Consider the following 13,976-nt stretch of genomic DNA (forward strand, 5'->3'; position numbering starts at 1 on the left):
AATTTCTGCTTTGCTTTAACATTGCATTGATAGTCTCAACTATCCGATATCTTCTCAGGTGTAATCGGCAGATCAAACACACGTTTGCCGCAAGCCTTGTAGATAGCATTGGCAATTGCAGCTGCAGTTGGTGGCATTGAGACTTCCCCAACGCCATATGCAGCTTCGTTGGGACGGTTGATTATGGCTACCTCCACTAAGGGTATTTCCGAAAATCGTAAAATGGGGTATTTTAAATAGTCTGTGCCAGTGATTTCATTTGTATTGAAAGTCACCTGCTCTTTTAGGGTCCAGCTGGCCGCCTGGATCATACCTCCTTCAATTTGATTCGTAATCCCATCCATATTGATTACTTCACCCACATCTACTGCTGCCCACATTTTAATAAGCTCAATATTGCCGGTGACCTTATCTACGGCAACTTTGGCAGCCATGGCTATATAGGCGTCCGTATTCTTGTACCTCATAAAGGCATAGCCAACACCTTGATCAACGGCTATATTTTGGGAAGCGGTAAGTTCTTTCACCTTGTGGATAACCGCAATAGCTCTTCCGTCCTCCAGATGCCTTAGACGAAAATCGAGCGGGTTTTGTCCCGCCTTTTCTGCAAGGCTATCCATAAGAGATTCTACGGCAAAGATATTGGTGAAAGATCCCAAGCTGCGCAACGAGGATACTCGGAAGGGTCCTTCGTAGTAGTGGGCATTCAGCTTCATATTGGGGATTTTGTAATACGGATCGGCGTTTCTATGGCCTCCTCCCAAGTACCCTCTCGACTTCATTGTGAACGGAGTTTCCAAATACCGCGCTGCCAATACCGTCCCGGCATCCTTATTGGGGCGTGTGCTGTGCGAGTCCGTCCACACCTCGGCCTTCCAAGAATTTATTTTATTGTTTTCATCCAAGCTAGCTTCCAATTCTACGATCATAGCTGGGCCATAGGGGTCCCATGAATGTTCATCATGTCTGGACCATTGCACCCGAATATGGGTATTGGGGTATTCCAAAGCCAAAAGGGCGGCATCGGTTGCGGCATCATCAGCCGTGCTATGACCAAAACAACCTGCCCCAGGAACAGCTGTAATATGTATTTTTTCGGCCTCCATATACAACATGGTCGCCAAGGCTTCCCTCAAAGGATATATCCCCTGACTATGGGACCAGATGTGCAATACTTCCCCATCAAACATGGCCAATCCACAAGCCGGGCCTAAAGAAGCATGCTTTATATAGGGTTTTGTATATTTCGCCTTAATGGTTTCCACTCCTTTAATAGCAGCCTCCACATTACCTTCATTTCTTACAGTTTCAGGATTATTGGCAATCTCTTTGATGTGCGTAAACAGATTTTCTTTTTCGGGAAAGGGTACCGAAGTGGTCCATTCAGAGTGGTTTTTAAGGTATTGTTCCGCTTTTATGGCTTGATGTTCCCTTTCAGTAATTACCCCCACAAAACTTCCTTTCACCACCGTTTTAATAACGCCAGGTACTTCTGCCATTAAGCCGTTCTCATCAAGAGTAAGCAGTTTTGACTCATACCCAGGTGGCCTTACCACCCTGGCATGCACCATACCGGGAAAGCGCAGATTTTGAATATAGCCCGCCTGTCCCCGAACCATTTCTCCTATATCCGTTCTTGGAACAGATTTTCCAACATAGCGGTGTTCTGCTTTGTTTTTAATGGGTACCGGAATGCTAACTTCCCTGTCTATTTGTTCACCTTCGAGGATTTCAGCAAAAGTGAGAGATTTGTTGCCCAGTTTCGACTTAACAATGCCATTGAATAGTAGCAGGTCGTTAATGGGAGTATTTAGTTTTTTACTTGCCAATAACAGTAATTCCTGTCTTGCTTTGGCTGCGGCATAACGCACGGACATTGCGCTATTTTGAATTGAAGCACTGGCGCCGGTATAGCCTTCATTTGGAGTAAGCCCGGTTTCTGCCAGATGTACTTGAATTTTGTCCAAATCCATATCCAATTCTTCTGCGGCAACTTGTTGGATGGCGGTGCGTATTCCCTGTCCCAATTCGACCTTTCCTGATAATACCCGAATGTTGCCGTCTTCCAATATTTCGATCCAGGCGTTAACGGTTTTGGCACGTCCTATACTGCCCGGAAGTTTTCCGTCATAAGTTATACGGGAAGCTATAGTAGGGTCTTCCGCACCTATGCAAGCCCCCAGAAGTGAGAACCCTACACTGATATAACCAATGTTCTTGAGGAATTTTCTTCTAGATTGAAATGGTATTGCGATCATGGTGTGAGTATGGTTTAGAGGCTTTTGGCCGCGATTTTAACAGCCTTGATTATTCTAGTATGGCTACCACAACGGCATAGGTTGCCTTCAAGCGCATTTCTGATTTCCAGGTCATCCGGACTAGGGTTTTTATTCAATAGGCTAATAGTGGTCATCACCATCCCATTGAGGCAATAACCGCACTGGGCAGCTTGCTCCTTTACAAATGCTTGCTGAACGGCATGGAGTTTTCCATTATCACTTACAAGACCTTCCAAGGTGGTTATTTCAGATTCGTCAACGGACGATACCGGTAGCATACAGCTGGTAGTTGCACTACCATTTACCAACACCATACAGCTCCCGCATTGCGAAAGTCCACACCCATACGTAGGACCGTTGAGTTCCAGATAATCCCTTAAGACATAAAGTAAGGGAGTATCGGCTTCTGTTTCGACCCTTTTTTGGGAACCATTGATGTTGAGGTGGTAGGTTGGCATGATCATAAGTTAAGCTTCTAAGATAATGAAATGCTTTTCCAAAACAAATGAATCGTTAATTCATAGGTGAAGCCGATCAATGAGTTAAAAATGGATTTTTAAGAATGTGTATAGTGGCTTTTGTTAGGTCTTATAATTTCAATTAATTAACTATTTAAAGCCTGTAAAACACGTTCTGGGGAGAATGGCAGATGTCGCAATGGTTTCCCTGTTAATTTAAGAAATGCATTGGCTATGGCACATGCAACCATAGGTGTTGCTGTTTCCCCAACCCCTTCGGGTACTTCTGTGGATTCAAGGATTGCCGTTTCAATACTTTCCGGGATGTCCTGCATTCTGAGCAAATCATAATCATGAAAATTGGATTGTTGCACCTGTCCATCAACTATAGTAATTTGTTCCTTTAGTACACTGCTCATGCCCATAATGATACCACCTTCCATTTGTGCTTTTACGTTGTCCGGTTGTACAACGACTCCGGCATCCAACGCAATCCAGAAATGATGTACTTTAATATTGCCCGTACTGCGGTCAACAGAAATTTCACACACCCCAGTCCCTAATGATCCATGTTCCACAAAAGCCATACCCTTGGCCCGGCCATTAACAGATGGTGTGTTCCAATTGGATATTTTAGCGACTTTTTCCAGTGTAGCTAATGCCCTAGGTGCCTTGACCATTAATTTCCTCCTAAGTTCCAAAGGATCCAATCCTTGGTCCAGTGCAATTTCATCCAGCATACACTCAATAGCAAACTTATTGGGGCCATGGCCCACGGCACGCCAATGCTTTAATCGAATGCCATTGGAGGCTTCCCTCCATTCCGCAAATTGATTGGGGATATCGTAATGATCATTTGCAACAGCACTTGCGACTAGGTTACCGCCGTCCCCAATAACACTGTGCGAAAAACCGGTAACAGTACCATTGGCGTCTGTACAGGCAATTAAGCGCTGTAGGGAAAGTGGACGGAAAGCTCCATAGGTAACATCGTCTTCCCTGGTCCATATTAATTTTACGGGAAGTGGCTCCATTTCTTTGGCCAGTATGGTACATTCCTCAACAAAATCGTTCATACTTCGTCTGCCAAATCCACCACCCAAATACTGTAGATGTACGTTTACATTTTCCGGGGCAATGTCCAGGATTTTAGGGACACCCAACTTGGTGTCCGGACCCTGTTGGCTACCTACCCATACTTCGGCACTACCACCATCTTCCGCAACCTGCACCACCGCATTTAGAGGTTCCATTTGTGCATGGTAAACATAATCGTTTTTAAAATCGACCTTATAGGTTTTGGACGCAGTTTTTATGGCCTTTGGAAAATCTCCTTTTTCTATAATTACCTTACCACTTTGTTTTTGCGAGGCTATTTTTTCATAAGTAGTATAAACCTCCTGGGAATTATGTCCGGTAGCCTTGGATTTACTCCAATTTATTTTTAGGCTCTTTTTGGCGTTCAAGGTTTGTTCCAAAGTCTTGCCAACAATCCCAATGGCATAATCCAAGGGGATTATTCTTAGTATCCCTTCCATGGCCAGGATTTCCGATTCATTGGTCAAAGTGGGTTTGGAACCGTGCAGATTTCCTCTTTCCAACACTCCGTAGACCATTCCTGGCAAGCGAATATCAATTGCAAATAGAGCACTACCATCCACTTTGGCAGGGATTTCTGTTCGAGGAATGTCTTTTCCGACCAACTGGAATTCCTTGGGATTTTTTAATTGTTCCTCCGTAAAGACAGGTAGTGTTTCGGGCATTTCCAAAAATGGAACCAAGGAACCGTAACTTATTCTTTGACCCGTTTTTTCATGTATTATAAAACTTTTGGATGTTGTTATCTCAGAAATGGGCACTTCCCAATGTTTGGCCGCACTGCTCATTAATACATAACGGGCCTGGCCACCTGCTTTTCGCATAACCTGGTAGTAACTATTTGTGGTTCTACTCCCTACCGTAAACATAAGTTTGCTACCTGGGGCCCAGCCGGGGGAACCATATACCTCAGATTCCTGAGGAGAAAACTCCACTTTCACTTTAGACCAGTCCGCATCCATTTCTTCAGCGAAAAGTAAAGGTAAAGATGTCATAGAGCCTTGCCCCATTTCGGCAGCTGGATTATAAATAGTGATTTCGCCATCTTCCGATAATTTCACCCAGGCTGTAAGTGTTTGTTGGGCGAGTTGTTCTTTAATTTTTTTTGGATCTTTACAGGATATCAACTGAGGCAAAATACCCGATACACCAATGAATAGGGCCACTCCACTGGATGATTTTATGAATTTCCTCCGACTAATGGTAGTTTTCGTTTGGACCATGATATTAATTTTCAATTTTGGATTGGGATGCAGCAGCCAATTCAACGGCCTTAATAATACGTAGGTAGGTACCACAGCGGCAAAGAATACCATTCATATGGGTCTTAATTTCCTCAGTTGTAGGATTGGGGTTGGCATCCAAAAGGGCAACGGCCTGCATGATCTGCCCAGACTGACAATAGCCGCATTGTGGCGCCTGGGCTTCAATCCATGCTTTTTGAACTGGATGATCCCCGTTTTTGGACAAACCCTCTATGGTTTTAATTTTTTGTCCTTCCGCAAAATTCTCCACCTGCAATAAACAGGCCCGCATAGGTCCATTGTCTATATGGACCATACATGACCCGCATTGTCCAATACCGCAGCTGTATTTGGTACCGGTGAGTCCTAAATGCTCTCTTAATACCCATAGCAGAGAAGTACCTTCAGTAACTTCAACTTTGAGTTTTGTATTATTTATGTCCAGTTGAAATGTAGCCATGATATAACAATGTTTCCCATTAAATTACTGAAAAAGAAGGATGTAGCCTATTGTAAGTTTGAAATTTTTGAATAATAGGTGTTCTTTTGTGTATTTGGGAGTTCTGTTGTGGCTTTATGGTAGATTATAGAGAAGCCTTTTCCAAAGTGCTCGGATGGCTTCAATTGAAAATCCAAAATCTAGGGGTATGAAAACTGTAAAATGATATGGCAATTGAATAAGGGAGTCAATCACCAATAGGGTAATGACAACTTAAGCTAACCTTTTATTCTGACATTTAATTAACATTAAATGAGATTAGCCGATAGATGAGCACCCCTTTTTTTTCTTAATACTAAAAAGTAAAAAAAGCACGGCTTCCACTTTAGCGCCCAGTTTTTCAGTAAGAATTTTAAAGGCACGGGTAATGTGGCCCTCCACAGTTTTTATAGAGATATTAAGATATTCGGAGATTTCAGTATGGGTAAGACCTTCTTTTTTATTCATTAAAAATATTTCCCTGCATTTGGAGGGTAAATTTTCGATTTCGGCATTCATTAGTTGTATTAAGTTGTCCAGTTCTTCCGGCTCTATATCAACCACCAAATCAATAGCCTCAAAATATTTTTTCTCCAGATAAATTACCGGTTTATTTTTTCGGTATTGATTGATGAACTCATTATAAACCGATTTATATAAATAACTCTTGATGGATAAGTCTGGATTAATTTTTTTTCTCTTAACCCAAATCTTAACAAATACGTTTTGAACAATATCTTCGGCAAAATCATGGTCATTGCACAAAGATTGGGCATAAGCACATAAATTCTGGTAATAAGAATCCATCAATAGATCATAGGCTTTTGGGTCACCTGAAATTAATCTTTGGGCCAAAAACAAGTTTTTATGATTTTCCATTGAAATAGGTAATTCTTAATATTAGTTGGCAATAATAGTGAATATCTAAAAAAAATCATAAAAAAATAGAGGGGTATTAAAATATGAAACGTATTAGGTAGTAATTATTGAATATTACATGGCTGAAATAGATAAATTAATCGTTAAGTTTTTAAATAAGGAAGCAAATCTTTCAGAGTTGGAAAAATTGGAGGAATTGCTTAAAAACGACCAAGGGATACATGTCTTCAATAGTTTTGTTAAAACACAATACCTAAGTACACTTTCCATGACAGAATTCGATATTAAAAAAGCCAAGGAATCTATAAAAGCTAGGCTAAAAAAGGGTGAACGGATAAAAAGGATAAACCATTATAAGAGAATGGCTGTAGCGGCCTCGGTTATGTTGGTGTTGGGAATGACATTTTATCTGTTGTATAACAACAACCCAGCAAATGGAACTAAGGTTAAGCAACAGCCCCATTTAATTGTTACAGGTACCGATAAGGCTATTCTTACCTTGGAAAATGGAGATGAAGTGGCTCTGGAAAAAGGAAAAAAATTCCAAAGTGGTAAAGTTAGCAGTAATGGGGAGGAGCTGGTTTATGTTGATAAAGAACAAAGTGATGTTGCTGTAAAAGAGCAAATGTACAATTACCTCACTATTCCCAGGGGAGGGCAGTTTTTTGTTAAATTGTCGGATGGGACAGAAGTTTGGTTAAACTCTGAAACCAAATTAAAATATCCAGTAGCATTTAGTGAAGATTATACTCGCAGGGTAGAATTAATCTACGGAGAAGCTTATTTTAAGGTTTCGCCAAGTACCGAGCACAAAGGTGCAGCATTTCATGTTATTACTAAATCCCAGGAAATAGATGTTTTGGGTACAGAATTTAATATTAGGGCCTATAACAATGATCAAATTATGGCCACTACCTTGGTTGAAGGAAAAATTAAAATTAAAAAAGGGGAGGTTAGTGAAACCTTGGCGCCCAATCAACAAGCTATAATTAACCATGAAGGTGATGAAATAGACATTCAGGAAATAGATGTGTCCCAAGAAATATCATGGATAAATGGTTTGTTTACCTTTAATGAAAAACCTTTGGAGGAAATAATGACAGTACTTGCCAGATGGTATGATACAGAAGTTGTTTTTGAGAATGCCAAACAAAAAAAGTTTGTTTTTACCGGAATATTGGAAAGAACCGAGGCGGTAGAAGATATTCTAAAGTTTATAGAGGCCACTAGTGAAGGCCAAATAACCTTCGAGATCAGTGATAAAACAATTATTATTAAATAAAAAAGGAAAAGGCCAGCACCTTCCACAGCAATAGCCTTTTTCCAAAGTAGATCAATTAAAACAATGTTTAACTAAACCATTACAAATTTATGAAATTTAAATTAACCAAACGACCACCTTGTCCGTTGGGCAAAGTTATTTTACACTTTTTTATGAAATCCGTTATTTTCCTGTTTTGTGCGATTTCATTTGCACTCACTCCCCTAAATGGTGAGGCCCAAGATGCTGAGATTATCATTGATACAGATATGTCCCTGACAATAAGACAAGCATTTCGGTTGATCAATAAACAAACCGATTATAAGTTTATTTATCGGCATGACCAGATAAAAACTGCTCCAAATATCGACTTGAAAAAGGGGGTTATTAAAGCAGGAGAGCTGCTTGATAAATGCCTGTCTCCAATTAGTTTTACGTATAATTTCACGGATGGTGGCACTATTGTCGTGAAGAAAAAATCGGCAAATACTTCAATTAGCGGTTCAACCAAATTAGCGGATCAAAATGTACAATTTCAAGTCAGTGGTACTGTGACAGATAAGGAAGGTGTTCCTTTACCTGGGGCCAGCATTGTAGAAAAGGGTACAATAAATGGTACCCAGGCCGATTTTGACGGGAATTTTTACATTTCAGTGGCTGATGAGAATTCCATTTTAGAATTTTCCTATGTTGGTTTCGCTACAGAAGAGGTTCCAATTAATGGAAAGGCTATTGTAACCGTGAGTCTATTGGAAAGTGCTTCCAACCTGGATGAGGTTGTTGTAGTGGGTTATGGAACAGTGAAAAGAAGCGATTTAACAGGGTCGGTAGGAAGTGTAAAGATGCCCGAAATGAACAAAGCTCCCGTGACCTCATTTGATGATGCCTTGGCCGGCCGTGTGGCGGGTGTATCGGTGATTTCAGGTGATGGCCAACCGGGTACACTTCCCGAAATTGTGATAAGGGGAGGAAATTCATTGACACAGAGCAATTCCCCACTATATGTTGTTGATGGTTTTCCATTGGAGGACAATGACAACAGTTCTATTAACCCTTCGGATATAGAATCAATTGATATATTAAAGGATGCCTCGGCTACTGCCATTTATGGGGCACGAGGGGCCAATGGGGTTATAATGATTACTACCAAAAGTGGCAAGGAAGGAGTTCCGACCATAAGTTTTGATAGGTATTATGGGTTACAAGATGATATTAAGCGGATTGAAACCATGGATCCTTATGATTTTGCTGTTTTGCAGTTGGAGATTGACCCATTAAATTCACCTTATGTTTACTTGGAAGGTCCAGGTAGGACTTTGGAGGATTACAAAACCTACGAAAAGATAGATTGGTATGATAAGGTGTTGCGTACTGGTGCCATGCAGAGCAATAATTTATCAATATCCGGGGGTAGTGGAAAAACAAAGTATTATATGTCCGGATCCTATTTAGAGCAGGAGGGAATATTTATAAATACGGGGTTTGAACGATATCAAGGCAGAATTTCTTTGGATCAGGAACTTACCAATAAATTAAAGGCCAGGATAAATGTAAATTACAGTAACACCAAGAATTATGGGGTTATTGCAACAAACAATGGTGGATCTACCAGTGCCAGTTTAATGTATAGTATCTGGAGTTATCGTCCTGTAACCACTGCGTTTGATGTGGATCTTGAAGAAGAACTAAATGATCCGGAAGTGAATCCAGCGACGGATTATCGGGTTAACCCTGTTCTCGAAGCTGAAAATGTACTGCGTGAATCCATTTCCCAGAACTTATTGGGGAATGCTTCGCTAGAGTATAGCATAATAAAAGGGTTGAAATTTAGAATGACGGGTGGTGCCAGTGATAATTTAAGGCAAAGCAATTCATTCTATAACTCACAAACGCGTAACGGAGGTCCCAATCATCCATCATCTAAGGGGCCTAATGGATCTCAATCATATTACCGTAGTACGACCTTTTCAAATGAAAATCTCTTAACCTATTCAAATAGGTTTAACAAGACGCATTCATTGACTGTCTTGGCCGGTTATTCCCAACAAAAGAATAAAAGTTCATTATTTGGTGGGCAATCTGTTCAGATTACAGATGAAGAATTGGGTTTAAGTGGGTTGGATGTAGGTACCCCGACCAGTATTTCAGCATCCTCTTCCAACTGGGCGCTACAATCTTTTTTTGGACGACTTAATTACGATTATAAATCCAAGTATATTTTTACTGCTACGGTTCGGGCCGACGGCTCGTCCAAGTTTGCACCAAAAAACAGGTGGGGGTATTTTCCTTCTGCAGCATTGGCCTATCGCCTGAGCCAGGAAAGTTTTATGAAACCTATCGAGTTTGTTTCTAATGCCAAAGTCAGAATAGGATATGGGGTGACCGGAAATAACCGAGTGAGCGATTTTGCCTATTTGTCAGGAATAGGTACGGCTAATTGGACTGGTTATTCTTTCGGAAATGAGAATCCTACCCGAGGGACCTTTGTATCCGGATTGGACAATGCTGACCTTAAATGGGAATCCACTTCGCAATTAAATTTTGGTCTTGACCTTGGTTTTTTTGACAACAGGATTTCGTTTACAGGCGATTACTATTACAAGGAAACAAAAGACCTGTTGCTAAATGCCCAAGTGCCCTACGCAACCGGATTCTCAACCGCATATAAGAATATTGGTGCTGTTTCCAATGAAGGTGTTGAGTTTGCCTTGAACACGGTAAATATAGATGGTGAAAATTTTACTTGGAAGTCTGACTTCAATATTTCATTTAACAGAAGTAAGGTATTGGCACTTGTTGATAATCAGAGCTCTTTGACATCTACCACATTTGCGGTATACAACAGCAATCCAAGTTATATAGCGCAGGTAGGAGAGCCGGTTGCCTTGTTTTATGGCGTTTTATATGAAGGGCTATATCAATACGAGGATTTTAATCAGTTGACCAATGGAAATTATTCTTTAAAGGACGAAATTCCGGGCAACGGAAGTGCACGGGGCAATATATTACCGGGATATGCGAAGTACACAGATATTGATGGGGATGGAAATATTAGTTTGAACGATTATACCGTTATGGGGAATCCTAATCCTGATTTCGTAGGGGGTTTTAACAATTCGTTTACCTATAAAAACCTTGATCTTAGTTTCTTTTTTCAATTCTCTTATGGCAATGAAATCATGAATGCCAATCGGGTAGTTTTTGAAGGCACCTTCCTCACAGGTAGAAACCAATATGCCACTTATACTGATCGTTGGACCGAAGAAAACCCAACTTCGGATATTCCAAGGGCAAAAGGAGAACCTGCTTTCTTTTCCAGTAGAATTGTTGAAGATGGTTCTTTTCTAAGGTTAAAGACCGCTTCTTTGGGGTATACAATTCCTTCAGAGTTTTTGAAAGAATTGGGTATCAAATCATTCAGGACATACGTTTCCGGTCAAAATATATTTACATGGACTGGCTATTCTGGTGTTGATCCTGAGGTTTCTACACGGAATTCAGCTTTGACCCCTGGCTTTGATTACTCTCCTTATCCAAGACAGAGAACCCTAATCACTGGAATTAATATAACATTTTAAGGTAAACCAAACTAAGTTTTAATACGATGAAAAAATATATATTATCCATTCATATTATCCTTGTAGGACTTTTGACCTCATGTGTCAAACTAGATACGGAGCCCACTGACATGGCCAGCTCTCTTACCTATTTTAGTAATGAAACGGAAGTAGAATACGCGCTAAACGGTATTTACGATAAAATTGGCTCCAATTATATATTTGGTGGAGGCGATTGTCTCTCGACCATGTTCGATGTAACTGATCAGGCTTGGCGAAGTACGAGCGTTTCTATCACCAGCTATGATTATCCGGCCTCCGATGTGCGTGTGAGTATCATTTGGAGGGAATTGTATATAGGTATTGAAAGGGCCAATATTTTGTTGAAGAATATTGACGATGCTGATATGGAACAAGATGCAAAGAATGTTGTTATAGGGGAAGCCAAATTCCTTAGGGCATTTTATTACTTTATGTTGGTTCAAAATTACGGTGCCGTGCCCTTAAAAACCGAGCCCACCCAATCGGCAAATGATGTTTATTTTGAACGAACCAATGCTTCTGAAGTATACGATTTTATTTATGCGGAAATGGTAGAAGCAGAATCCTTGGTGAACCCGATTACCGATTATTCCTATGCTGAAAGGGTTACGAAATCGGCAGTGCAGGGAATTTTGGCAAGAGTAAGTCTATATAGAGCGGGATTCTTGAACAGAAAGGATAAATCCGCCGAACAAATACAGGAATATTATGAAAACGCCTTGTTCTGGGCCGAGAAGGTAATCAACTCTGGCTTGCACGATCTTAACCCAGATTATGCGCAAGTATTTATCAACCTAATTCAGGATCAGTATGAAACCCAAGAAAGTATCTTCGAAATAGGTCATTTTACCGATGGTGCATCGGGGGTTTTTGGGACGGCCGAAATCGGCGATTTAGGGAATAATAATGGTATTGCCCAAAGGATTTTGGAATACGGATATTCAGGGGCGCAATATAGGATCACTGCTAAACTATACAATGCTTTTGAATACAATGACCAATATCAAGATACACGAAGGGATTGGTGTATTGCTTCTTATCGATTCGTTCGAGATTCCAATCCACCTGTAAAAGAGTATTGGTCCGAAGTTTATGTAGGAACTTCAGAAGATCCAAACAGGGTAGTAAATAGAAATATCGGTAAATTCAGAAGGGAATATGAATTGCAAGAGGATAAAATTAAAAATTATAACTCAACCAACAACCCGCTGTTGCGTTTTTCCGATGTATTGCTAATGGCCGCCGAAGCCGAAAACGAATTGAACGGACCCACACCCAAGGCGCATGAATATTTAAATCGGGTGCGGAACAGGGCGCAGGTTTCTGAAATTGAAAACATTAGCTCTAAGGAGGCATTCCTTGATATTCTTCAGGATGAGCGGTATACCGAATTGTGTTTTGAGGGCTTTCGTAGAATGGATTTGATCCGCTGGGGTATTTTGGTGGAGGAGATGAGGGAAATGGTGGATTATAATAATGCCAATAACTTGGCTTATTCAGTTTACAATCGATCAGGGTTAAACATTTCCGAAAAGGATTATTATCTGCCCATTCCGGTTAGGGAGCTTTCATTAGATCCATTGTTGACCCAAAATCCTGGGTGGTAATTATATTTCAAATACAAAATAAAATAGATATGAAAAATATATATTCGATGATAGTACTGGCATGTGCCTTTCTTACCTCTTGCCAAGATGATAGCGTAGATTTACCTACATTGAACGTTTCCGTGGAAAAATCTGAGTATGTGGAAGGTGAGCTTGCACAATTTCAATTGACGGGAAATGCCGATTTTGTTACTTTTTTTTCAGGGGAAGTAGGTAGCAGACATGAATTCTCGGGGCGGACTTCTGCAGAGGGCACTCCGATAATGAGTTTTAATTCGGCTTTGGCCAATGGATCTCAGGAATCTTCTCTTCAATTATTGATCTCCCAAGATCTCTATATGTTGGGTACAAGAGATAGTGCCACAGTGGCCCAGGGAATTACTACAGCTACTTGGACGGATATTACCGATCGTGCAGAGTGGGCCACAAGCAGTTCGAACAAAGGTTCTGGGGATATTGATTTGACCGATTTTTCGGATAAACCGGTTTATTTAGCTTTTAAGTACAAAGGCTATCCGGGATCTGTTCAAAATAAATGGACTATTTCCTCCCTTGCGGTAAAAAATAATCTAGCTGATAGTACCTCATATAACATTGCGAACCATGGTACATCAGCTATTAATAATTATGGAGTTTCCACCACGGTTAGCCCTGGTTGGGTGGGCAGTAATTTGGTCAACTCCTACAATTGGGGGGTTAGTTCCAGTAACTTTGTAATTACAGGTTCTACTAACGCCGGTACAGCTGCCGAAGCCGAGGCATGGTGTATCTCTGGGCCCATTGACCTGACCCACGTAACACCGGATGTTGGGAAATTGGTTAAGAACATGTCGGCGTCAATGACCGATTACGAATACCAGTTCAATACGGCCGGGGAATATAAGGTATCCTTTGTCGGCAAGGCAAGCAATATTTATGGTGCGGAGGAAGTGGTTAAAGAATTAGATGTCGTAGTACAACCCTTGGAAGAGGACTAGCGTTTTTAGAAGGATCGGTACCATTAGGTGCTGGTCCTTTTTTTCTTAAAACTTACTTAAGCCCACATTTTTTCTAGTAGCTATTTTGGTTAATCA

The 13,976-nt window shown here is 40.8% G+C and carries 9 protein-coding genes; 4 read left to right on the forward strand and 5 right to left on the reverse strand.

Annotated features, from left to right (window positions below; genetic code table 11):
• Positions 1-35: 35 nt before the first annotated feature.
• The 5 genes from MWU78_RS12525 to MWU78_RS12545 all read right to left on the reverse strand — a co-directional run bounded on the left by MWU78_RS12525 (position 36) and on the right by MWU78_RS12545 (position 6,436).
• Positions 36-2,258 (reverse strand): molybdopterin cofactor-binding domain-containing protein, encoded by a 2,223-nt coding sequence (locus MWU78_RS12525; RefSeq protein ID WP_246998204.1) that lies wholly within the window; start codon positions 2,256-2,258, stop codon positions 36-38.
• Positions 2,259-2,272: 14 nt separating this feature from the next.
• Positions 2,273-2,737, reverse strand: coding sequence for a (2Fe-2S)-binding protein (locus MWU78_RS12530; protein ID WP_246998205.1), 465 nt, complete (start codon positions 2,735-2,737; stop codon positions 2,273-2,275).
• A 146-nt stretch (positions 2,738-2,883) separates the two neighbouring features.
• Positions 2,884-5,058 carry a molybdopterin cofactor-binding domain-containing protein gene (locus MWU78_RS12535; protein WP_246998207.1) on the reverse strand — a complete coding sequence of 725 codons (2,175 nt, stop codon included), beginning with the start codon at positions 5,056-5,058 and terminating at the stop codon, positions 2,884-2,886.
• Positions 5,059-5,062: 4 nt separating this feature from the next.
• Positions 5,063-5,539 (reverse strand): (2Fe-2S)-binding protein, encoded by a 477-nt coding sequence (locus MWU78_RS12540; protein WP_246998209.1) that lies wholly within the window; start codon positions 5,537-5,539, stop codon positions 5,063-5,065.
• Between the two features lie 297 nt (positions 5,540-5,836).
• Positions 5,837-6,436, reverse strand: coding sequence for an RNA polymerase sigma-70 factor (locus MWU78_RS12545; protein WP_246998211.1), 600 nt, complete (start codon positions 6,434-6,436; stop codon positions 5,837-5,839).
• Positions 6,437-6,554: 118 nt separating this feature from the next.
• On the opposite strand from MWU78_RS12545, the gene MWU78_RS12550 reads away from it, so the two are divergent.
• The 4 genes from MWU78_RS12550 to MWU78_RS12565 all read left to right on the forward strand — a co-directional run bounded on the left by MWU78_RS12550 (position 6,555) and on the right by MWU78_RS12565 (position 13,880).
• Entirely contained in the window at positions 6,555-7,718 is a 1,164-nt protein-coding gene (locus MWU78_RS12550) for a FecR family protein (protein ID WP_246998213.1), read from the forward strand.
• Positions 7,719-7,807: 89 nt separating this feature from the next.
• On the forward strand, positions 7,808-11,275 hold the full coding sequence (locus tag MWU78_RS12555; RefSeq protein ID WP_246998215.1) for a TonB-dependent receptor: 3,468 nt from the start codon (positions 7,808-7,810) through the stop codon (positions 11,273-11,275).
• A gap of 26 nt (positions 11,276-11,301) precedes the next feature.
• Positions 11,302-12,903: a RagB/SusD family nutrient uptake outer membrane protein gene (locus MWU78_RS12560; protein WP_246998216.1), complete on the forward strand. Its 1,602-nt coding sequence runs from the start codon at positions 11,302-11,304 to the stop codon at positions 12,901-12,903.
• A gap of 29 nt (positions 12,904-12,932) precedes the next feature.
• Positions 12,933-13,880 (forward strand): DUF5017 domain-containing protein, encoded by a 948-nt coding sequence (locus MWU78_RS12565; protein ID WP_246998218.1) that lies wholly within the window; start codon positions 12,933-12,935, stop codon positions 13,878-13,880.
• Positions 13,881-13,976: the final 96 nt, after the last annotated feature.

This window comes from Arenibacter sp. F26102 (genome assembly GCF_023015865.1).
In the GTDB taxonomy this organism is placed as follows: domain Bacteria; phylum Bacteroidota; class Bacteroidia; order Flavobacteriales; family Flavobacteriaceae; genus Arenibacter.